This is a genomic window from Arachidicoccus ginsenosidivorans (genome assembly GCF_007971385.1).
Classification (GTDB): Bacteria; Bacteroidota; Bacteroidia; order Chitinophagales; family Chitinophagaceae; genus Arachidicoccus; species Arachidicoccus ginsenosidivorans.
Map to the genome: position 1 here is coordinate 1536571 of NZ_CP042434.1, position 22844 is coordinate 1559414.

Sequence of the window (22844 nt, forward strand, 5' to 3'; positions counted from 1 at the left end):
TATTATCAGTGTTTAATGATCCGGAAGAGGTCCAACTGTATGTCTCGTCCTGAAAAAAACGAATCAGTTTATTATATTATCATATATTAATGCTCATAATGGGTTGAAAAACTATCTTGTTAGATTAAGTATTGGCCATTGCATATAACGCAACATTATCATTATAATAATAATTATTATTATTATAATTTGGTTACCTCTTCATAAACATCAAATACACTTCAGTCATTTTAGTTTTTAGATGTTACTTCCAGACACACCTCAAATTATGCTCCTTTATTTATCTGCTCTGAGGTATGCGAATAATGCTTTTTATCAAAAAATCCGGCATATTTTAAGCCTAAACATGGGCTTATGTCACCATCTATTATATCCGTCCCTACAAATCTAAAATCTTCAAGTGAAGGCATTTCTCTTATGAATTTTATTGATTGTATACTTCCACAATTGTTATATGCGAGTATTGTTAGCTTTCCGAAAATATGGACATATTCATGATTTTTTATAGCTTTGCAATGATCAAATATTAAAGCAGTCAAGGTTTCATTATTCCCTTCCAAACAGCATATTTCCTCTAATTTACTACAGTAGTTAATTTCAAGTTTCTCAAGTTGTCTAAAATCATCTAATCCTTTTAAAGAAGTGATAGGAGATTGCGTGATCGTTAAGGATCTTAGATGGCTAATATTCGCCAATCGCATTAGATTTTTATCAGCTGGCTTAAATCTATTTAAAGACAATGACTCTAATTTCCAACAGCAATCTATATTTAGAAGTGAAGGGCTCCAGTCAATTACGAGATACTTTAGATTAGGGAAATATTTAAAATCAATTTTTAATTTGTCACCAGATATGTATAATGATTCCAACTGCTTAAGTACATAAAGGCCTTCAATGTTTGAAATGTTCGATATAGAAATATGTTTAATAAATGGATAATCTTTTAGAAAATTTACATTGTTAAGATTATATCCATGAACCGACGCAATTACTATTCCTCGCAATTTATTTTTGTGAAAAAACTCCATTCCCTTATCAATTTGGTCAGATTCAATTATGAGGTCTTGCGGTTTCCCCTTGAGATCATCATATACCTTAAATCCGTCGACAATAATTAGTGACATATTTTATTGGTTATCTTGTATTTTATATTGTTTTCCAGGAGATGCTCTTTTATTATAATTCCTTTCAGCATTCCCATGCCCTCCATTTTTTTCAATACGAGCATCTTCGTCCTTAAAAGCTTCTCGATTATTCATAGCTTGAGTGTGATCCGTAGCGACATGAGGATCATTATTTTCCTTTGCAACTCTTTTCCCTGATTCCTTAGAACGTTTTCGTCCACCTTTTCCACTATATGTTTTTCCACTTTCATGGAGATTAGTACAAGAACCAGTCTCTTTGTATGCTGCTAATCACTTTCCTCTTGACGGCGCTTCGCCTTTACTAGTGTTTGTAGCATCCGAACTTGTGGTGGCAGAGATCTCACTAGATGCGCCAGAAAGGACAACAAAAGGCATATAATAAAAAAAGCTTTGTAAATCAATGAATTACAAAGCTTTCAGTGCCCAGAACAGGACAAGTTGTTTTGAGCTGCGGAATTTATTTTGAGCAGCTCAAAACACAACTTGCTCTGTTCTGGTGAACAGAAAATCCGCCATCCGGAACGGATTAAATAAAGTAGGGAAAAACGGATTTCAACTGTTCCATCTGTTGTCTGTTCGGTGTAATGACCTTCTATTTTCCGTTGCAATGGTGCCGCTTACAAAATAAGGACAACATTCCCAAAGTATTGCGCAATTGGTCGATGCCATAGACTGCCACAGGATGCCAAAACGAGGCAGGTTTAAAATGCCGTATATATCTGCATTTCTTTGTACCAGCACCCAATATTAATTGAGTAAGGACATATGCACGTGGCTCTATAGCCACGGAAATATGCAGGTTGTTAAATAGCCAAGTAAAGATATTTGGACATCGTAGAACCTATATTAATTGATGTATGCGGTCAGGTAGATAAAAAGGCAAGAATGTACAGCTCCATTTCCGCTCATACAAATATAGATTTAGCGATAAAAGGTATAGCGATAGGTACCGAAATACATGAATATTTAAAATCAATTTAATTACAGCCCTAGAAAAAAAATTTAAATGTCCGAATCATTGCCTGCTTTCAGGAAGGCTCATTTCATTCGACTCCGCGTCACCTTCCTGGTGATCCCTTATTAAACCTATTCACGCCAAGAATTAAACATTAATAGTTATTGACGGATACAATGACCAATTGAAAAAGCAAATAGCAGACGAAATCAATGCCTTAAAGAAATGGAACTTATTTTCTGCACCCTCAAATTCCTTATCTTTGAATTGTAAAGCTCTTTATTTGGACCCATGCAGTAATTTACTGGCAAATTTCGTAAAAATGAAAAAATAGCTATAGAACGCATTCATAACTTCTTGACTCTTGGTTTGGCGCAAATAATCTTGAATCACTACCCTTAAAACCTGGAACAAAAAAAATAATCTGAAATGTAGCATGTAACCGTTATTGAAACTTCTAAAAATAAATTTCAAAATTCCCTATATTGAATACAAACAAATTTATGAAGTACTTAATTCAAAATAAGTATATTTTTTTCGCCTTCTATATTATAATAGAAATATTATTGCCTCCAAATTATGCTTTTGCTCAAAACACAAAAGATAATAAGCGTCATGAAGCTCCCGCTCCGTTATATGTTGATCCGATGACCGCAGGTTCCACCGATCCGGTTTTGATCTGGAACCGCGAAGAAAAGTCTTGGTGGATGCTTTATACCCAGCGGCGTGCTAATGTGGCCGATATTAATGACATAGCCTATGTTTATGGCACAAAAATCGGAATAGCATCTTCCAAAGATCATGGCCATAATTGGGTTTACCGCGGAACATTAGATTTAGATGTTGATCGAGGAACGAATACTTTTTGGGCGCCGGATGTTGTTTACCAGGATGGCGTTTACCATATGTTTGTTGTTTATATCAAGGGGTTCATAATGACTGGGGTGGCAAGCGGCATATTATGCATTATACTTCTCAAAACCTATGGGATTGGAACTATAAAGACTCATTAAAGCTCACTTCCGATCATGTCATTGATCCAACTCTTATTAAAATGCCGGACGGAAATTGGCGTATGTTTTATAAAGATGAAGAACGACAAAGCCATATTATGAGTGCAGATAGCAAGGACTTAACGCACTGGAAGACATCGACCAATCCAGTCATCACGAGCCAACAAGAAGGCCCCATTATTTTTAATTATAAAAACTATTACTGGTTATTGACAGACGAATGGCATGGCATGAGAATTTATCGTTCAAAAGATGCTGAACACTGGGATAAACAAGGTCTTATTCTTGGAAATAAGGGAACAAAGTCTTTTGACAATGCCCATGCTTCTCATGGCGACGTCGTGACACTAAACCATGACAGTACAGCATACATTTTTTACTTTACCCAGCCCAACGGAAAACGCCCGGCTTACGTGCAGGTCGGGGAACTAAGAGTCCAGAATGGCACACTGATTGGCATTAGGGATCAATTTAACTTTTGGATGACCGACGGGAAAAATAAAAATTATTATAAACCCAAGAAGTGATAAAAATAGAAGGGATACTTACCCATCTTTTTTGTCAATATAGCGCGGGATAAAAATAATGATACAGTTTCAATTTCCAGTCCGTATCATAAAATTAGAGCAACTGTTTTCTTAACAAAGAAGAAACGCCTTTATACACCATTCATGATAAGAATTTATCTGTATTAAACTCTTCTTTATTAACGGAGAAAACTTCGCCAAATTAAAATTCTATTTCAAATTTATAAAACCATTTCGGATCGCTAGACACTAATATTTCAAAATGATTCAGATATTTTTCCAAATCATGGAAATACCGTCAATAAATTTCTTTCTTTTATATCATTGCTGTACGTGATAAGCTTATATTTCTCAATCTTCTCCTTCATATATAAGTTTATATCTTTTGTGCCATTCCCTTCTACCTGAATCAACGTTTTATATTCTGGCAAGAAAAAGGGCGGTGTTATTGCTACTTGATTCACATTCCGCAGCCTGAAAACTGTCGAATAAACTGTGCTGTCTGTCTTAGTTATTCCCGCATCATCCAACTGAAGCATCTTTACCTCATCTGCCACAAGAAATGGCCTATGCTCTCCGAACGCACATTGCAAAGAAATATTTTCAAGTTTAATATTTTCTGCATGACGAATGTAAAAACCAGAGGCGGGCAGTTCTTGCCCAAACATCCTGTTTTCAGGATACCCTTTTAAATTTTCCGGTATCTTATCCAAATTCTTAATTACCACTCCTTTAGAATGGTTAATTAGCATAACATCATGAATGATCACATTTTTTACGTTATGCCCAGGCACTCCCGAAATGATGTTAGACATACTACTATGCCTTTCTTATTTTGCAAACAAAAGACCTTGGCGTGTCCTTTAAAGATACGATTCTTATCTATGCAGCCTTTAACCTGCTGGCTGCGCTGATCTCTTATCCCTCCGGCCATCTGTCCGATAAATTTGGCCGCAAAAATATCTTGCTGATTTCCTTTGTTATTTTTTAATCACATATACAGGCTTTGCATTGACCAAAAACCTCTGGCTCATAGGCGGCCTATTGGCCTTATATGGATCCCCTGATTTTGGGCGCAATAGTTTTATCCGCTATCAAATGCCAGATTTTGTAAAAAAGCATATATTTAATTTTAAGGTTTTTAATCTAATATATCTAACTACTAAAATCAATCTTGGCACTTCTTAGCCGAAGTGCATTCAGGATAACTGAAACGGAACTAAAACTCATGGCCAGGGCCGCGATCATGGGAGACAGCAAAACACCGAAAAAAGGATAGAGCACCCCGGCTGCAATGGGGACCCCCAAGACGTTATATCCCAGGGCGAACCACAAGTTTTCCTTGATGTTGCGCATCACCTTATGGCTCAATAACCGAGCCTTGGCTATTCCATTCAAATCACCCTTTACCAAGGTGATAGCGGCGCTTTCAATGGCTACTCCAGTCCCGGTACCCATGGCAATGCCTATATCCGCCTGCGCCAGCGCGGGCGCATCGTTTATGCCGTCTCCTGCCATCGCCACTTTTTTGCCCTGTGCCTGGAGGCGCTTGATCTCCTCCAGTTTATTTTCCGGCAGCATCTGCGCTTTGTATCCATTAAGATGCAGCGTGTCACTCACCGCCTTTGCCGTTGCTTCATTATCACCGGTAAACATGATAACCTCCATCCCTTCTTCCTGTAATCTGTGAATGGCCTCCGCACTTGTTTGTTTGATCTTATCTGAAATCACGATATAACCGACAGCGGCGTTTCCTACCGCCAAATAGGAAACCGTTTTCCCCTGCTTTTGTTCGTGGGTAACCTGCTCCAATAGCCCGGCCGCAATGACCGCACCTACCTGCTCCATTAGTTTCTCATTGCCCAGCGCCAGGGACTGGCCTTCATATTCCCCTATAACGCCTTTACCCGTGACCGCTTCAAATTTGTCAACGGCCTTTGCCTGCACGGCTTTTTCTTTGCCGTATTTAAGTGTTGCCTCGGCTAAAGGATGTTCGCTGCTACTATTGAGGGCCACGATCATTTGAAGCATCTCTTTTTCCGCGTATTGAGCGCTTGTACTGACCATTTTCTCCACTGAGGGCTTGCCTTCGGTAATGGTACCCGTCTTATCAATTACGAGTACATCGATCTTGTTCATTTTTTCAAGTACTTCAGCATCTTTGATGAGAATACCTGATTTAGCGCCTTTGCCGACACCCACCATGACCGACATGGGCGTGGCCAGCCCCAATGCACAGGGACAGGCAATAATCAGTACCGCTATGGCATTGACAAAACCATAAACATAGGCCGGATCAGGCCCATAAATAGCCCAGAGCGTAAAAGTGATCAGTGCAATGACAACGACGATCGGCACAAAGTAGCCGGAAATCTTGTCGGCCAGTTTCTGGATTGGTGCTTTGGAGCGGCTGGCAGTATGCACCATCTCAATAATCTGCGAGAGCAGTGTGTCAGCACCTACTTTTTCCGCCAGCATTGTAAAGGTCTTATTGCCGTTTATCGTACCCGCGCTTACTTTATCGCCCGCCTGTTTATCCACCGCAATGGGTTCTCCGGAGATCATGGATTCATCAATGGTGACTGCTCCAACTTTAATACTTCCGTCCACAGGTATTTTCTCTCCTGGTTTCACCCGCAGCAGATCTCCTTTTTGAATATCCTCTATGGACAGCGTGCTTTCCTGGTTTCCTACAATTTTAGTCGCACTATTGGGTGCCAGTTTCAAAAGTTCTTTAATGGCACTATTGGTCTTACCGTGTGCCCGGGCTTCTAAGAGCTGCCCTAAGAGCACGAGGGTCAGGATAACCGTGGCCGCTTCAAAATAAACGTACACCGTGCCTGCGTGCGTCTTAAACTGATCGGGAAAGATCCCCGGCAGTAACAAGGCAAGCACGCTGAACAGCCAGGCGACACCGGAACCGACACCAATCAGGGTAAACATATTGAGTCTCCAGGTGATGATGGAGCGCCCCGCCCGCTCAAAAAACATCCAGGTCGCATAGAACACCACAGGAATGGACAGTGCAAACTCCACCCAGTTCCAATACTTTAAGCCCATTACATTAAATAGTGGATTACCGGGTATCATTTCCGTCATGGCGATCAGAAAAATGGGTAGGGTAAACAGTACGGCAATTTTAAATTTGCGCAGCAGATCTTTATAGGTATTATCTTCCTCTTTCTCGCCGCCATTTATGGGTACCAGATCCATCCCGCATATCGGGCATGAACCCGGGCTGTCCCGGATAATCTCGGGATGCATTGGGCAGCTGTACCGGGTGACTTTTTGTAATGCAGGCTTTTTCACCAGGCTCATCCCGCAAACCGGGCAGTTGCCCGGTTTGTCGTACGTTTTATCACCTTCACAGTGCATGGGGCAATAATATGTCCCATGACCTGTCTGCTGATCGTCATCCTTATGTGACTTATTATGTTGGATAGGTGCATGGTGGTTCAGTTGTGGACCGGCCGTTCCATGGGCAGGCACCTGCCCCCGGCTACAACAATGCCCTCGTCATGTCCCAACATTTCTATCGTATAATCGCCCGCAGCAGATAATGCCTGCTGCAATTTTTCGATGGGAACATGCTGCTCCATCGTGAGTATCGCATGAGGCGGATCTAAGTTGACCTTTGCTGAAACGCCTTCAAGGGCATTTAACGCATGCGCTACTTTTGTCCTACAGCCGTCACAGCTCATACCGGTTATCTTGTAAGTATGTTTCATGAATTTTTGCGTTTAATAAGTGATGGTAAGCCCGGCTCCCCATCCCATGTCGCTGTCGTAATGGGTAGAGAGGCCCAGGTTTTTCGTCAGGATATACTTTCCTCCAACCATATATTCCCTGTCTGTATTCACCATAAAGGATGCTCTCAGCCTTGGCGTAAGTGGAATGTCTTCCCGCATCAGCTGAATCCTGAAATAACCTGTTTGATCCACACTGGCGTCCAGGACTAGTAGCATGGGTAAGGTATATTGCAACCCGGCGTGAATGACTTTACGGTCATCTTTGGTGTTTGCTTGCCCTAAAAGGCTTTTATCATGTGCCGAATGTTTGCGGTAACGCCAGTCAATGCCTACATATGGAAAAAGCCATTGCATCTTACCCAGGTATCTGCCGAAATGCGTCTCCACTTCATAGCCGTGATGGGCGTTGTAGCCTAATCTCCATTCGCTCTGGAAAGCCCAGCGTGTATTGGCATACATCAGGGAACCGTCATTGCCATTGGTAGCGAAGTCATTTTGGGCCATCAGGTGAAACATCCGGTCATCCTTTTTCAGCATTTTATAGGCTTTATCCGGATCAGGAATCTCCGGATTGGCAGGACTGTTTTCATAACTGAATACTCGGCCCATCCCACTCATCATGTGATAGAGGATATGACAATGGAAAAACCAGTCGCCGCTTTCTGATGCGTGGAATTCTAAAGTATCGGTTTCCATCGGCATAATATCCAGTACATTTTTCATGGGGGACTTTTCACCGAATTGGTTAAGTACCCTAAAATCATGACCATGCAGGTGCATGGGGTGGCGCATCATCGAGTTATTGTGCAAAATGATGCGGATGTTTTCTCCACGCTTGATGAGTATTTTATCGCTTTCCGAAACAGTTTTATTGTCCAGTGTCCATACATAACGGTTCATGTTACCGGTCAATTCAAATTTCAGTTCTTTCCAGGGACCTTCGGGCAGCGTTGTCTTTTTGGGCGCTTCCAGCATATTGTAATTCAGCGTTGTAATGCCACCAGAAGACATATCCATATCCATATTTACTTCTGCCTTCTTTTTCACCATATCCATACCGCATTTAGGGCATTTACCAGGCTTATCCGATGTTACTTCCGGGTGCATGGGACAGACATAGGTCATTTTTCCATCCGCCTTAACGCTACCTTGGCTTCCACCGTCCATATCCTTCATCGGCATATCCTTCATCTTTATACTGCCAGCAGCCATATCCTTATTCCCGTTTGCCTTCTTTTGACTAAAGCCATACCGCATTTGGGACATTTACCAGGCTTATCTGAAGTTACCTCCGGATGCATGGGGCAGACATAGGTCTGCTCGGAGGATGATGACTGTGGTTGATGATGCTTTGGGTGATCCACGTCACTCATTCCGTTCATACCTTCCATTCCACCCATGTTTTCGTCACCTGCTTTTTCATCCATTTCCGGATACATGACACTATTCATATCCATAGTCTGTAGGGTCATATTCATGCCCATAGGCTTCATATCCCCATTCATTTTCATCATGTCATTCATCATTTTCATGCCTGCAAAGTATTTCAGCTTCGGAAGCTTTTTGGCGGCCATTTTCATACCACTGCCCAGCCAAAGCCCCGCCGAACCGGTACGGTCTTCGGGTGTGGCCAGGAACTCATATTGCATGTCCTTTGGAATCGTCACGACTACGTCGTAGGTTTCCGCCGGCCCAATGATCATCCTGTCCACCATCACCGGCATGACATCATTGCCATCATTAGCCACCACCATCAGCTGACCACCGCTATAACTAAGCCAGAAATAGGAAGAGGCGCCGCCGTTGACAATACGTAACCGAACCTTATCGCCGGCTTTAAATTGGGGAAACTGCTCCTCGGTTTGCCCGTTTACAAAAAACCTTTCATAATAGACATCGCTGACGTCCATCGCCTTCATCCGTTTCCATTCATTGGTCAACTTTACACCCAATTTACCCGCTTTTATAGCTTCTGAGTAACTCTGGACCGTGCCTTTTTTGATGGCAAACCAGTCGTTTGCCGTATGCAGCCTCCGGTCTATCTCCTTGGGTCTCATATCGCTCCAGTCGCTCAGCACCACAGGGATGGTCGGAATTTCTGGTTCTGTTCGCTTGTTAAAGATCAGGGCGCCATATAGGCCGATTTGTTCCTGAACAGAAAAATGGCTGTGATACCAGTAAGTGCCCGCCTGTACAACGGGGAATTTATAAATATGGGTGGTATGGGGCGGTATAGGCTGCTGCGTAAGAAAGGGGACCCCGTCCATCCGGTCCGGCAACTGTACTCCATGCCAATGTACAGCGGTCGGTTCATCCGCATTATTATGAACATAAATAAGCGCCGTATCACCGATGGTGAATACCAGCGTCGGCGCAGGGATGCTGCCATTAACGGCAATGCCTTTTCGTTTTTTGCCTGTATAGTTGACCGTACTATCCGTCACATATAAATCATAGCGGACGCTTTTGACACCCGGTGTTCCCTTAGGAAAATGGATGCCTGAATTGGCCCCTTTTATCGTTTTTGTGGCGAGGTCTTTCTCCAGATTGGAAATAACACCAGGGGGTGGCGGCGAATCCAGCGGCGTGGGTCTGGCCACTGGTGCAGCAAAGCTTGTGAACGGCCTAAAAGTATCATTATTGCCCCGATCAAAAGCTTGTGCGAAGCCGACACGTCCCAGGCATAACAGTGCTATTAAGGTGAATACATTTTTCATTTTGGAAAATACTTTTTATCTATTGATTAAGACTATCTATTGTGTTATCCAGCCAGCTTACCAGCTGCTGCTTTTGTTCCTTGGAAAGCCGGGCATCCCTATGTATTAAGGTATAGGATGTCAAGGGCATGACGCCGTCCATCACCTGGTTTTTCATGGACCTGAGCTTACTGACACGTCTTCTGTCGGAGTACCCGGCAAATTCATCCAGGTTTAATTCCGCTTTTCCCTTGCGTATATGCCTTGCCATCCACCAGCCGACCGGCTGCACATGGGTATACCAGGGATACGCCGTATTGTTGGAATGACAGTTGGCGCAGGACTGCTGTAAAATCTGCGTTACGTTATCCGGTACATGGTAGAGCGCTGTCAAACTTTGTTTAGAAACCTGACCGCTATCATTGCGGTCAGGTTGGATAAACTGTATCATGACAAATGCACCCACTAATCCGCCCAGGATCATGGTTTTAAGTCTGGTCATTGCCTGGGAGTTACTTTTTACTGATGGTTTCTTTTACCGATCCGCAGGTAGGCATGCTCTTGCCCAGGTAGGGATTTTTGATATCCTTTACCTCACTCACCCAGGTCGCCTTAGCCATGGGACAATAGTCTTTATATAAGGTTTGGGAAGTTCCAAAGGCCTTTATCAGGTCATAAATATCTTCACTAAGACCCTGGAAATGTTCTCTTTGGTGTTTGATATTCCCCCCGTTGTCAGCAATATGCTGAGCATTTTCCAGCGCATCAGCTGAGATATCGCTATAGGCCTTTTTCTGAGCGGAACTCAGGAGTTGTTTACCCAACTCTGCCAAAGCAGTATGTAACTGAGCGCTTGCCGTGGCGGCCTCCTTGGTGTTATCAGAAGCTAATGCATTTTTTAAATGCAGGTAATGGGTCATGACTGCTCCGAGGCTTGCGTTTTGAGGCGCTTCTTTAGGGGAGGACTGTGGCGACGATATAACAGTTTTTGCGTTTGATTTTTGGGGGTTGCTGCATGCAGCGATAGTAGTAGCAATAATTGCTACCATAAAAATGAATGGTTTCATTACTTTTAAGTTTAAATTTCTATAAAAGAATAATAATAAAGCAATTTCATGCTTTAGACAGGACAGACCTATGGCTGTCATCAAAGAAATTTAACCTATTTTAGGGGGGAGCCAGATAGAGTGGAATCCTTGGGATAGGACAAATCCAGGCGAGTAATACGTTTGCTTCTCAGCACCATAGTCGCCGTAATCTATACCCTGTTTATGAGGCAGGACGATGGTCAAGTTAGAAGCAGGACAATGACAGGAATTATGCGGGCAATTGCCTCCACAATTATCATTTGAATCTTTTTTTGAATGATGGTCGCCACAGCAGGTTTTATCTTTAGCACAGGTTTTTCCCTGCTGGCTGCAAGATGTTTTTACAACCGGTTTTGACACACAGCTATAGGACAACTTCGGCACCAAAAAGAAGCCGGTAAAAATAACCAGTAATATGAAAACCTGTTTTGCCATTATTTTGAAAATCAAAGATACAGATTCTTTTTAAATTCTTTACAAAAATACGAACTCTGGAAAAAGAATCGTTACAAGATTTAGTGAAAAAATTATATAATTTCGACTATTTCGCTTGTTTTGTTGGACTTTTTATAACTAATGGGTCTCTATTATTCACTTAAGACAAATTGATTGTGTGTTGCCTAATCTAAATCCCTTTTGAAATTGCAATACAAAAAAATCTGTTCAAACTATTATGAATTGCCCCTGTCTAAGCTGTCACTATTGAAAGGAGAGGCAAATTTATTGCAAAATGCGTAATCTATATAAGGCGGCTATGGCTTCCCGTTAGATCAGCAACATTTTTTATCTTGTTGCATCGGCGGACATTGTATGGTTCCGTAACTGCAATAGACGCAGCAGTCACCTTGTAAGGGTTTTATTACCTTTTTACAGCTTTCGCACTCGTAAAAATATTGACATGCATCTGTCGTCATTGTTTCTTCCTTTTTATGTCCACAGTTGGGGCAAGTAATGGTTGTTTGTAATACGATTTCCATTTTATTTTACTTTTTTTGATGTTACTGTGTGTCCTGTACTATTCATTGGCTTTTCAATTTCGGTGATATCCGTTTTGGATTTGTCGACTGCTACGATGGCATTTCCGTCCTCAAATGAGACAGAAGCCTTAACGATTCCAGAAAGCTTATGTATTCGTGATGAATAGGATTTTCACAATCGGAACAAGTCATTCCGCCTATTTTAAACTCAACGGTCTGAATATCTGATTTGTCAACCACAATGACTTGTTTTGCTGACTTAGGATAGAAAATAGTGGAATATAAAGGAAATGCCATTATCAGGGCTGTGAAAACCGTCATTATCGCCAAAAAGAATTTACTTTGGATAAACTTTGGCTTTCCGCTTTCTTCACAATCGCAGCTCATTTTGTTTTTTGGCCTCAGTTTCTGATACCAGGCAAAGCCAAATACCAAGACAGTTAAGCCAATAAAATAGGGTCTGAAAGGGTCAAGCCACGAGAAAGTCGAGGCAAGACTACCGCTTAAGCCTGTTATGATGGCTAAAACAGGCGTTATACAACATAGTGAAGCAGCTATTGCTGTTAAAAATCCTACACCGACTAGTTTGTTATTTGTTTTCATCAAGAATTTTGAAAAATGGTAGGAGCATTTCTTCATACTCCTTTGTTAACGAGTTAAAAATAATTTGCGCCCGGCGTTCTGTTTTAATAATCTTTCTGTCTTTGAGTTTTCGAAGATGTTGTGAAACCGCAGAAATCGTCATGCCGAGAATATCACTCAAATCGCAAACACAGAGCTGCTTTTCTTCGTAAAGAAGAAAAAGAATTTTAAGTCGCACGTTATTACCTGCCAGCTCAAGTCCGTTGGATATATAGTCAAACGTCCCATTGATGGCTGTAATTCTGTCTTTGCAACGACCGATTTGCTTAATGTCCGCCTGTTGCCTGATACAAGAATTATTGTTCATAAGTGCAAAAATAACTCATTCGCGTATTTAAGCAACTACTTAAATACAAAATTAACAATTTAAACAATTCTTCCTTTTTATCATCCGACCGACAACCTATCTCCTCCCATTCGGCTTTTATACACAATTTACTTACTTCTCCCGCTCATCTTCATATCACTCATCTGCATCCCTGAAAGATTGGCACCGCTACCATTTTTGAGAATATACTCACTATTAAGCAGATAGACGCCTGAAGACACCACGGATTCACCCACTTTAACCCCTTGTAATACCGCTACCAGTGAAGTATTATCTTGTCCGAGTGTTACTTCCCGGCGTTCAAAGCTACTGTCGGGCCGTTTCACCCAGACATAGGCGCGGTCCTGTCCGTAAATTACGGATGATTTGGGAATAGCGACACCTGGTTGTCCCTTTGATGTTTGCATATGTACATAGGCAAGCATACCCGGTTGTAAATTTCCACCTGGATTTGAGATCTCGATATTAACAAGATGAACACGTGAAGCCGGCTCATTAACAGGGTTATCAAATACGATCTTGCCTGGTAATTTTTGGCCCATGCTTCCCGCTAGTTGCACCCAGATCTTCGTATCCTTGGATATAAGCGGCAATAGCTGGTCGTATAACTGGGCCTGGACCCAAAGTGTATTATTTTCCGCAAGGCTTAGGATCGCCTCTCCTTCTTTTACGTATCCACCTTCCTCCTTCATTTTTTGGATGAGATAGCCGGTGGACTCGCTGTAAATAGCCGTTTTTCCGGTTGGCTGCCGCTCTTGCAGGTGGTCAATTTGTTTTTGGGAAAGTCCCCATCGCAGGAGTTTTTGCTTCATTGCCTGAATGGTGGCGGTAAAATCTACAGAGGCCTTATTAAAAAGCCCTTTTTGCTGAATTGCCAGTAGATAGTCTTTTTCAGCAGAAAGCAGGTCGGGGCTGTACAGTTCATATAGTCTTTGGCCGGCAAAGATTTCTTCACCCGGATTGCGCACATACATTTTTTCAATCCAGCCATTTACCCGGGCGCTGATTACATCCTGCTGTTTAGGATTAAAGAGGGTGGTTGCTGTAAGCATCAGCTCACTGGATAAATTTGTTATTTGCGCTGTATCAGTATGAATACCTGCCAGCAGCTGCTGCCGGGATGAAATCCTAAGTTCTGCCAGGGTATCTTCCGGATTTTTCTGTGCAGGACCCTGATCCAGCGGTACCAAAGTCATACCGCATATCGGGCATTTGCCTGGTGCGTTTTCCCGTATCTGATGATGCATGGGACAGGTGTAAATGACCGCTTCCTTTTTCTGCGGCAGGCTGTCTGTCATTTGCACTACCGCTTTACCATCCTGGCTATTATTACAGGCAGCCAGAGAAAATAGTAGTAAACTACCGATGATGATCCATTTATATTGCATGACATTCTCTTTTTTTTATTGAATAAAACTATCACTATCTACCATATAGGCGGCGTTTTCGACGATTTGGTCACCCGTTTTAATACCTGATATTATTTGGATGGAATCTTCTGTGCGGATACCTGTTTGCACAGGTCTTGCATGAAATACATCATTGCTGTTTCTATCCTTTACCCAGACCACGCTTCGCATGCCTAGTCTATTCACCGCCGATAAAGGAACATATAGGTCCCTGTCCTCATGGCCAATGACGATGCGACCTCTTACGAGTGTTCCTATTTTCCAGTTCGCCGGTAAATTTTTCAGATAAACCCGTATGGTGGTGGTTTTTTCATTTTCCATTCGGTATGGAGGTATAAAATCCACCTGTCCGCTGATTATTTGATCCGGGCTGGCTTCCGAATTTAAAGCCACTGGATCTCCTTTTTGGATAAAAGCCATATCACTGGCAAACACATGAAGCAAGGCCCAACGTCTGGTGATGTCCTGAATAGAAAAAATGCTCTGCCCGGCGTCCACATACATTCCTTTTCTAATGTCCAGTAATTCCGGGGTACTGTTATCCATCGCCGGATCGCTTACAGGGCGAGCGACTCCCTGGTACGGACTAAAAATGGTAATCTGTGACAGGGGCTTTCTGCTTTCTGTTACTTTTTGGATTTCATTTTGGTGCATCCCTAGATTGCGTAATTTTACCTTCAGCGCCTTTATAAGTGTTGGGTCATTATCCTTCACGGTTTGTAACAGCTCTCTTTGTACACTGAGTAATTCGGGGCTGTAGATTTCCATCAGTGGCTGTCCTTTTGCTATGGACTGCCCGCTATATTTTACATATAACTTATCAATTCGACCTGTCACCCTTGATGCAACGCCGTTGATATCCCGCTCGTCAAAATCAATCATACCATCGGCGGTTATCGTATCCTTCGCATTACCTTTTACTGGTATGAACGTCTTAAAGGATCCAGTCACTGTTTTGGTAACTGGTTGTGTCAGATAAGACAAAGCGGTATCTAAAGACACCGTATCCTTTTGGTTAGTCTCCTCGACCTTAATCAATTTCATGCCGCATATGGGGCAATTCCCGGGTTTATCTTCATGTACCTGCGGATGCATGGAGCAGGTATAATATACCTTTGCCTGTGAATGCGCCTTTGGCTGGTTCGCCTGACAACCCGCCATGAGTAGCCCAATGAAGGCCATCATCAGTAAAAGGTAAACCAAGTTTCTGTTTTTAATTAGTTTCATCATTTATAAATTTTAATCCTTTTGCATTTCTGTTTCCAGCATGACACGGATGTTTAACAGATCGCTTATTTTGTCCCAGTACTGCATCTTCTTCATGGTTAATTCATCCCAGGCCATGAGTGTTTCGTAAATATCGCCTGTGTTTTCACTAAATGCATTTAAGTAGGACTGGTAGGCTTTACTATAGGCAGGAATGACTTCCTGCTGGAAAATTTGTACATCCTTTTGCGCGGCCTGTAGCTTTAACCAGTCTTTTTGTATAACGCCGATAGCCTCTTGAACCTGCCCCGCCTGCATTTTACGGGTGGCCTGTATCTGATAATCGATGGCTTTTGCTTTTGATTTATAGCCTTTGGAAAACCAAGGGGCAATAGGAACAGATACCATAGCCATCGCACTATACATGTAGCCACCACTGTTCATGCGCATATTATCCAAGTTTATACCAAAGGTTGGCCTGGACTCGCTGGAAACGACTTTTTTGTTCAGCCTGAGACTGTGTATTTCGTCAGAAGCCCGGTGGATATCACTACGGTTTTCCAAAATATAGGATGAGTCCACTTGTAAAATAGCGATCTCTGAATGGGCAAAGTCTTCTGCCGTATCAATTTGTAAGGGTGCCTGTTGGGAACGGTTCATCAGGCTGTTTAAGATGGCAACGGCCTGTTCGCTGGCCGCCTCTAATTGTACCCGCATGGATTGCAGGTCACTCAGCTTTGCCCTGGCCTTATAGATTTCTGGTAAACTCGCCTTACCATAGGGCAACCGGCCCTCTGAAATCTGAATCAGCAACTGCACCTGCTTTTGCTGCTGGTCCACCACTGCTAATTTCTTTTCCGCCACCAAGGCGTCATAATAAGCCATTTTCGCTTCGGCAAAAAGCATATTTTTCATAGTCGCGCTATCATCTTGATCCTGAAGGCGCAAAGACTGATAATAGTCTCTTTGTTTATTTTGCTGGCCAAAGTTGGGAAACATCTGCTCCAGACGTAGCATCACCATTTTTCGGGCCATGCCGCCACCACCCATGTCCTTGCCGCCACCATAGGGGAACTCACTGAGCCCGACGCCTACGGATGGTGCCATCCATGCCTTCGCTGCATCTGCCTCTGCAAAGCTAGCCGCCGTTTTCAGGGCAAACTGCTGTAAACCGGGATTGCGGGTTTCAATGCTATCGAGTACCTGCCTGAGCGTGTAGGTTTGCGCCTGCGTTTTCCGGGTGGTTGCAAGCACCAAAATCACTAGAACAACTAGGCTTTTGCTTCCAGTTATAAAGGAGTTGATTTTCATAATGTAAATTTCTGAGGTTGAAGATCTATATAGTTCTATAAACTGTCTTTTACTTTGATATTACCATATTTTTTTAATTCGTTTTCCTTAAACAACTCAAAAATGATAGGCATCACCAGCAAAATGCTGATGGCAGAGGTCACCATGCCGCCAATCATGGGCAAGGCCACCGGCCGCATGAGTTCTATTCCTGTGCCATTGGACCAAAGCACAGGCACTAGTCCAAATAAAGCGACACACACCGTCATTAGTTTGGGACGTAAGCGCTTTACTGCACCTTCCAGCACATAGTGCCTGAGGGTAACTACGTCTATCGCTGTTCCTTTTTCCCGGACCATACGCTGCATCGCTTCTTCCAGATAAATCATCATCACGACGCCGGTCTCTACAGCCACCCCAAAGAGGGCAATGAACCCAACGGCCACTGCTACGGACAGATTTTCACCCCATAAATAGACCATTAATATGCCACCCACGAAGGCGAACGGTACGCTTAGAATTGTGTTGAAGGCATCGCGCAAATCATGGAAGGTGAAATAGAGTATTAATAAAATAAGCAGTATGGCGACGGGAATGATCAACTCCAGGGTTTTTTGGGCATGTAACTGGTTTTCCCACTGGCCGCTCCAGTTTATAAAATAACCTTTAGGCAGCGCCAGTGTTTTATCCAGTTTTTGCATAGCTTCTTTTACGGTGCCGCCAAGATCCCTTCCCCGGACATCAAAGAGCACTGTACCGCGTAGCAGCGCGTTTTCGCTACTGATCATAGAAGGTCCGTCCTTTAGGGAGATACTAGCTACATCGGATAAGGGGAGTGGACCATTTTTTGTTTGCACCAGTGTCCCCTTGATATCATCCAGGCTTCCGCGCCAGTCCTGTGCCAGCCGTATATTGACGCTGAACCTTTCACGCCCTTGGTAAATTTGCCCGACATTCATACCCCCTAAGGCACTTTGCACAATGCTGTTTACATCGTCCGTTGTCAGCCCGTAACGCCCGATGGCGTCTTTATTCACCTCGATGTTCAGGTATTTACCTCCTGTAATCTGCTCCGGATACAGATCTGCAATCCCTTTGATGCCTTTTAACTCACCGGCGATCATCTGCCCTAACCGGTAGATGGTATCCAGGTTCTGTCCGAAAATTTTCACGCCCACGTCCGTACGAATACCGGTGGAGAGCATATTGATACGGTTAATAATGGGTTGCGTCCAGCCGTTGGTGATACCGGGAATTTGTAGTTTTTCGTTCAGTTGGCTGATGATCTTATCTTTGGTCATCCCTGTACGCCACTCACTTTTTGGCTTTAACAGCACAATGGTCTCCACCATACTAATCGGTGCATTGTCGGTAGCTGAACTAATACGTCCTGCCTTACCGAGTACATTTTTAACCTCCGGGAAGCTACTGATAATTTTATCCTGCACCTGTAAGATGCGTTTCATCTCTGCGTTGGAGGCATCCGGCAGCGCCACTGGCATAAACAGGATCGTACCTTCATCCAAAGGTGGCATAAATTCGCTGCCCATCCTTGTTAGCAAAAAAACGGACAAAAGCAGCGCAAGTATATTGACTGTGAGTACGGTCTTCTTCCATTTTAAGCACCAGCTTAAAACCGGCTCATATAGACGGACAAAGAAATTACTGACCGGGTTCTTAGATTCCGGGCGCATTTTGCCCCGCATCAGCAGCACCATGAGCACCGGGATAAGGGTAATGGCCAGGATCATAGAGGAAGCCATGACCAGTGTTTTTGTCCAGGCAAGGGGGTGAAACAATTTGCCCTCCTGTCCCGTGAGTAAAAACACGGGGATAAATGAAACGACGATAATCAGGATGGCATGTACCACTGGCTTACCTACCTGTTTGGCGGACTTTTCAATAATAGCGATACGTTCTTTATTACTGATTTTATTTGAAGTGTTCATAGTTTTATAATTAATGGTCTGCCTCTGTTAAATGTCGATACGCATTTTCTACCATTACGATGGCATTGTCGACTATGACGCCGATGGCAATAGCGATCCCGCTCAGTGACATAATATTGGAAGAAAATCCCAGTAGGCGGATCAGGATGAAGGCCGTCAAAATAGCTATCGGAATACTCAGCATGACAACGAGCGCACTGCGGAAGTGTAAGAGAAAAATGAGGATGACGGCGCATACCAGGACGATCTCCTCGATAATAGTATGTTCAATGCTTTTGATTGAAGCTTCGATCAGCGTACTGCGGTCGTAAGCCGTTTTAAAGGTGACGCCAGGCGGGAGCCCTTTTTGTATCTCTGTCATTTTAGCTTTCACGCCCTTTATGACTTCGTCTGCATTGGCACCATAGCGCATGAGGATTACCCCACCCACCGCTTCCCCGTCACCGTTTTCATCTATTATCCCTAGGCGCTGATCGCCGCCCATCTGTACATCCCCGATATCCTTGATCCGGATGGGGGTAGCACCCTCGGTAGCGACCGGCAGATCGGCGATTTCCGCTGGGTTTTTAAGATAGCCCATTCCCCGAACGATATAGTTGCTACCATTTAAATCGAAGACACGACCGCCAACGTCATTATTATTTTCTTTTACTGCTTTCATGACATCCATAAGCGTAATATGGTAATAATCAAGCTTATGCGGATCTAGTGTAACCTGATATTGTTTTTGAAAACCACCAAAGGAGGCCACCTCGCTAACGCCCGGGACGTTTTGCAAGGCAAATTTTACATACCAGTCCTGTAAGGCGCGCCGTTCCCCTAAATCGTATCCTGGTGCATGCAGGGTATACCAATAAACCTGACCGACACCAGTAGCGTCCGGTCCGAGGGATGGAACCACGTTTTCCGGTAGGAATTTTTGGGCGTAATTCAGCCGCTCCAAGACACGGGTACGGGCCCAATAGGGGTCTACATTATCTTGGAACACAACGAAAACAAAGCTCATTCCAAACATGGAAGTGGCCCGGATGTCTTTTACTTTCGGGATGCCCTGGAGGTTGCTCACCAGCGGGAAGGTGATCTGGTCTTCTACCAGTTGCGGGCTGCGGCCCATCCACTGGGAAAATACAATGACTTCATTTTCAGAGAGGTCAGGAATGGCATCCACAGGCGTCTGTGTCATGCTGTAAAAGCCGTAGCCAATCAGCCCCAGTGTTGCCAGTATGACAATAAAACGGTTGTGAATGGACCAGGAGATAAGTTTATTAATCATGATAATTGCTTTTCCTTATATAGTGTGCACCGAGGCATACAACACCGTTGGCGCTCTAATTGATGTAGAGGATTCTTTGGCATCGTCAAACGCCAAAAGCCAGGCAAACAATGGTCTGTCCGGTATCAGGAAGGAAAAGAAATCATATCAGGAAACTACAGTTCTTCAAATAGAGGGGGCCGTCGCTCGAAAGGGTGGAGCGTGGGGAGAGAAACTTCCCTTTGCAATGGAGGAAAAACAAGGGGCTGGGACTTTAGGAAAAGTAGGTAGTACAACAGCAAAAAAAGAAACGGCTGGGACCGCCATGTCCGATACGATGTTTTGAGACTGTGTAATTTTTATTTGCTTGTGCACATCTTTGCAACAGTCCTTGCCTTTATAGGTGGAATGCATCGCACAAGTTGAATGACCGACAAAAGTCTTAGCTGCGTAACTTAACTCCACTTTATCCAAATGACCACAGCAATAATGTAGGTTTATACCTACACCACTTACCGTAGTAAGATAAATAAGAAATAATATGGTGGCTAAACCTTTTTTCATTCTATAAAAACAAAGGTACAGTTAATTCCCATATATTTAATATTAAATTAAATAATCATATTTTGGCCGTGATCCCTTAAACATCCACATTAAAATGCTTCGCATCAATTATTGTACAGCAACAACTGCTTGAAGATTTTTTCAATTTTATTACAAAAGAACGCCAACTTTGGAACTTTTACGCTGGCGAAAGTAAAAATGGTCATTAAATAATTGCAAATTGATTCGAATTAACTGATGACTGCAGAACGTATTGAAGCCCCGTAAGCTTTCAAGACATGGTTGTTTTGTTGTGGGGATACATCATAAGCTGCAAGAAACTTGTCAAAATTATTAAAGACTTCGTTCCGGCCGTCTTGAAATATCGTGACGAATAGGTTCTTTTGTTGATTTTATCTGGCCAAATCTTCTTGCGACAGCATTAGCTTTTTTTATATTATAAAGCGACATACTCAAGGTGATTTAGATTAGCTCCCAAGAATTAAGCAAATGAATTTCTGGCAAAAATCAATTAACTTAGCTAAAATTTAGTTCTTTTACACCTCTGAAAAATTCTGTGTGCAAATTGTGTGCAAATAAAAAAGATCCACAAAAGCGGATCTTTCTAATTGATTGATAATCAAGTGCCCAGAACAGGAATCGAACCTGCACTCCCTTGCGAAAACCAGATTTTGAGTCTAGCGCGTCTACCAATTCCGCCATCTGGGCGCTCTATTTGAGAAGTGCAAATGTAAGGCCTTGCCAATAATTAGCAAAACTATTTTTTGATTTTATTGGCAACAACTTTTTTTGCGCCAGAAAACCTTACGCATTATCCTCAATATTTTTTTTAAAGTATTCATATTCTCTCTTTTTTTATAGAACCGATTGAAAATCAGTTAATCAATATCAAAGTTACAAGTTAAGATAGAAAGGATGCAGTAACTCCCTAAATTTTAAGGAATATTCTTGATTTGCGTCTCTAATATAGATTACTTCTTCTTCGAGATCTCCCTTTATACTGGTAAACAGTAACACAGATCTAAAAAAAGGTTTACCATTCGCATTCGCTACTTTATAATGGCGTTTCAGATATAGTCCAACTAATCCAGCCTCCTGAACAAATGCCTCTGCCCTAGTATATGGCACCAATACCGCTAAAACACCATCCGCTTTGAGCAGCCCAGCCGCTCCTTCCAATAAATCCTTAAAATTCAAATCTGTACTATGAAGTGCACTATTTCTTTGTGCGTCAGGTGATTTTAGATCACCCACATAAAATGGTGGGTTGGAGAAAATCAGGTCGTAGTGTCCAGTATTCGTTAACCCTTCCTTACTAAAACACTTAAAATCAATATGGATGGCCTTTAAGCGTTCAGACCAGGGACTGGCTTTAAAATTCTCCGCTGCCTGGCTACAAGCGGCCTCGTCTAATTCCATCGCCTCAATTACCGCATGTGGGTCAACTTGCGCATACATCAGGCTAAGCAACCCGGTGCCAGTGCCGATATCTAAAACCTGGACCGGTTGCAGGTGGTACATTACCGGCAATAAAGCCCCAAAAAGGCAGGAATCCGTACATACCTTCATGGCTGACCTGTCTTGCCTGACTTCAAACTGCTTAAACCTGAAAAAATCATTCCCCATTCAGGCAAAAATAGATGATTCTGCTTTCCAACAGTGCTTAGGTTCCCAATTTATTGGCTAGGCGGCCCACCGCCCATCCAATAAATTGGGAACCTAAGCCGCAAAACTTTATTTTTGTCCTATGGTAGCAATTACAGATCAACTCATAGATGATTTAACACATCTCTCCAGGTTAAGTTTTGACGAAACTGAGAAGGAAGCCATCAAAACCGATATGGAGCAAATGGTGCTGTTTGTAGAAAAGCTAAAGGAGGTTGATACCACTGGTGTAGCCCCTTTACTGCATATCACCCCTAATCAGAATATCTTCAGGGAAGATATAGTAGAAGGTAGTATTTCAAGAGAAGAGGCCCTACAAAATGTGCCTAAAACGGATGGCACTTATATCCAGGTGCCCAAAGTCATCAAAAAATAATTAAACCAGTCAT

The 22844-nt window shown here is 42.9% G+C and carries 24 protein-coding genes and 1 tRNA gene; 4 read left to right on the plus strand and 21 right to left on the minus strand.

Annotated features, from left to right (window positions below; all coding sequences use genetic code 11):
* Nucleotides 1-266: 266 nt before the first annotated feature.
* Nucleotides 267-1124, minus strand: coding sequence for a leucine-rich repeat domain-containing protein (locus FSB73_RS06315; protein WP_146780635.1), 858 nt, complete (start codon nucleotides 1122-1124; stop codon nucleotides 267-269).
* Nucleotides 1125-1127: 3 nt separating this feature from the next.
* Nucleotides 1128-1259 (minus strand): hypothetical protein, encoded by a 132-nt coding sequence (locus FSB73_RS26405; RefSeq protein WP_262712520.1) that lies wholly within the window; start codon nucleotides 1257-1259, stop codon nucleotides 1128-1130.
* Between the two features lie 1326 nt (nucleotides 1260-2585).
* On the opposite strand from FSB73_RS26405, the gene FSB73_RS24320 reads away from it, so the two are divergent.
* Complete coding sequence (locus FSB73_RS24320; RefSeq protein WP_225974547.1) at nucleotides 2586-3113, plus strand: glycoside hydrolase family protein; 528 nt, start codon at nucleotides 2586-2588, stop codon at nucleotides 3111-3113.
* Nucleotides 3062-3640: a glycoside hydrolase family protein gene (locus tag FSB73_RS24325; protein ID WP_225974548.1), complete on the plus strand. Its 579-nt coding sequence runs from the start codon at nucleotides 3062-3064 to the stop codon at nucleotides 3638-3640. Before FSB73_RS24320 ends, FSB73_RS24325 begins: the two co-directional genes overlap by 52 nt.
* A gap of 284 nt (nucleotides 3641-3924) precedes the next feature.
* Here FSB73_RS24325 and FSB73_RS06325 read toward each other — a convergent pair whose 3' ends face one another.
* Nucleotides 3925-4455 (minus strand): hypothetical protein, encoded by a 531-nt coding sequence (locus tag FSB73_RS06325; RefSeq protein ID WP_146780637.1) that lies wholly within the window; start codon nucleotides 4453-4455, stop codon nucleotides 3925-3927.
* Nucleotides 4456-4475: 20 nt separating this feature from the next.
* On the opposite strand from FSB73_RS06325, the gene FSB73_RS06330 reads away from it, so the two are divergent.
* Nucleotides 4476-4631, plus strand: coding sequence for an MFS transporter (locus tag FSB73_RS06330; protein WP_225974549.1), 156 nt, complete (start codon nucleotides 4476-4478; stop codon nucleotides 4629-4631).
* A 164-nt stretch (nucleotides 4632-4795) separates the two neighbouring features.
* Here the strand turns inward: FSB73_RS06330 and FSB73_RS06335 are convergent, their stop codons facing one another.
* The 18 genes from FSB73_RS06335 to FSB73_RS06415 form a co-directional block, all read right to left on the minus strand.
* Entirely contained in the window at nucleotides 4796-7129 is a 2334-nt protein-coding gene (locus FSB73_RS06335; RefSeq protein ID WP_225974550.1) for a copper-transporting P-type ATPase, read from the minus strand.
* The gene (locus FSB73_RS23470) at nucleotides 7096-7368 is read right to left on the minus strand and encodes a heavy-metal-associated domain-containing protein (protein WP_192904096.1); all 273 of its coding nucleotides are present in this window, start codon (nucleotides 7366-7368) and stop codon (nucleotides 7096-7098) included. The genes FSB73_RS06335 and FSB73_RS23470 overlap by 34 nt, the downstream gene beginning before the upstream one ends.
* Nucleotides 7369-7380: 12 nt before the next feature.
* The gene (locus tag FSB73_RS06340; protein WP_225974551.1) at nucleotides 7381-8646 is read right to left on the minus strand and encodes a multicopper oxidase domain-containing protein; all 1266 of its coding nucleotides are present in this window, start codon (nucleotides 8644-8646) and stop codon (nucleotides 7381-7383) included.
* The gene (locus FSB73_RS06345) at nucleotides 8583-10106 is read right to left on the minus strand and encodes a multicopper oxidase domain-containing protein (protein ID WP_146780643.1); all 1524 of its coding nucleotides are present in this window, start codon (nucleotides 10104-10106) and stop codon (nucleotides 8583-8585) included. Before FSB73_RS06345 ends, FSB73_RS06340 begins: the two co-directional genes overlap by 64 nt.
* A gap of 19 nt (nucleotides 10107-10125) precedes the next feature.
* The gene (locus tag FSB73_RS06350; RefSeq protein ID WP_091401256.1) at nucleotides 10126-10587 is read right to left on the minus strand and encodes a heme-binding domain-containing protein; all 462 of its coding nucleotides are present in this window, start codon (nucleotides 10585-10587) and stop codon (nucleotides 10126-10128) included.
* A 10-nt stretch (nucleotides 10588-10597) separates the two neighbouring features.
* Complete coding sequence (locus FSB73_RS06355; protein WP_158639439.1) at nucleotides 10598-11152, minus strand: DUF3347 domain-containing protein; 555 nt, start codon at nucleotides 11150-11152, stop codon at nucleotides 10598-10600.
* Nucleotides 11153-11242: 90 nt separating this feature from the next.
* Nucleotides 11243-11608 carry a hypothetical protein gene (locus FSB73_RS06360; protein ID WP_146780648.1) on the minus strand — a complete coding sequence of 122 codons (366 nt, stop codon included), beginning with the start codon at nucleotides 11606-11608 and terminating at the stop codon, nucleotides 11243-11245.
* A 335-nt stretch (nucleotides 11609-11943) separates the two neighbouring features.
* Entirely contained in the window at nucleotides 11944-12150 is a 207-nt protein-coding gene (locus FSB73_RS27215; RefSeq protein ID WP_146780650.1) for a GDCCVxC domain-containing (seleno)protein, read from the minus strand.
* A 90-nt stretch (nucleotides 12151-12240) separates the two neighbouring features.
* Nucleotides 12241-12753 carry a mercuric transport protein MerTP gene (gene merTP, locus FSB73_RS06370; protein WP_225974552.1) on the minus strand — a complete coding sequence of 171 codons (513 nt, stop codon included), beginning with the start codon at nucleotides 12751-12753 and terminating at the stop codon, nucleotides 12241-12243.
* Entirely contained in the window at nucleotides 12740-13099 is a 360-nt protein-coding gene (locus FSB73_RS06375; RefSeq protein WP_091401265.1) for an ArsR/SmtB family transcription factor, read from the minus strand. Before FSB73_RS06375 ends, merTP begins: the two co-directional genes overlap by 14 nt.
* Nucleotides 13100-13227: 128 nt before the next feature.
* Nucleotides 13228-14508, minus strand: coding sequence for an efflux RND transporter periplasmic adaptor subunit (locus FSB73_RS06380; protein ID WP_091401267.1), 1281 nt, complete (start codon nucleotides 14506-14508; stop codon nucleotides 13228-13230).
* Nucleotides 14509-14523: 15 nt separating this feature from the next.
* Entirely contained in the window at nucleotides 14524-15759 is a 1236-nt protein-coding gene (locus tag FSB73_RS06385; RefSeq protein WP_146780661.1) for an efflux RND transporter periplasmic adaptor subunit, read from the minus strand.
* A gap of 9 nt (nucleotides 15760-15768) precedes the next feature.
* Complete coding sequence (locus tag FSB73_RS06390) at nucleotides 15769-17046, minus strand: TolC family protein (RefSeq protein WP_146780663.1); 1278 nt, start codon at nucleotides 17044-17046, stop codon at nucleotides 15769-15771.
* Nucleotides 17047-17081: 35 nt separating this feature from the next.
* Entirely contained in the window at nucleotides 17082-18974 is a 1893-nt protein-coding gene (locus tag FSB73_RS26410; protein ID WP_146780665.1) for an efflux RND transporter permease subunit, read from the minus strand.
* 10 nt (nucleotides 18975-18984) lie between these two features.
* On the minus strand, nucleotides 18985-20247 hold the full coding sequence (locus FSB73_RS26415; RefSeq protein ID WP_146780667.1) for an efflux RND transporter permease subunit: 1263 nt from the start codon (nucleotides 20245-20247) through the stop codon (nucleotides 18985-18987).
* 165 nt (nucleotides 20248-20412) lie between these two features.
* Nucleotides 20413-20790: an HYC_CC_PP family protein gene (locus FSB73_RS27935; RefSeq protein ID WP_449371692.1), complete on the minus strand. Its 378-nt coding sequence runs from the start codon at nucleotides 20788-20790 to the stop codon at nucleotides 20413-20415.
* Nucleotides 20791-21414: 624 nt separating this feature from the next.
* Nucleotides 21415-21498: transfer RNA gene (locus FSB73_RS06410), tRNA-Leu, on the minus strand.
* A 186-nt stretch (nucleotides 21499-21684) separates the two neighbouring features.
* Nucleotides 21685-22416, minus strand: a complete 732-nt coding sequence (locus FSB73_RS06415; protein WP_146780671.1) for a tRNA1(Val) (adenine(37)-N6)-methyltransferase — start codon at nucleotides 22414-22416, stop codon at nucleotides 21685-21687.
* Nucleotides 22417-22537: 121 nt separating this feature from the next.
* On the opposite strand from FSB73_RS06415, the gene gatC reads away from it, so the two are divergent.
* Complete coding sequence (gene gatC, locus FSB73_RS06420) at nucleotides 22538-22831, plus strand: Asp-tRNA(Asn)/Glu-tRNA(Gln) amidotransferase subunit GatC (RefSeq protein ID WP_146780673.1); 294 nt, start codon at nucleotides 22538-22540, stop codon at nucleotides 22829-22831.
* The last annotated feature ends 13 nt before the right edge of the window (nucleotides 22832-22844 follow it).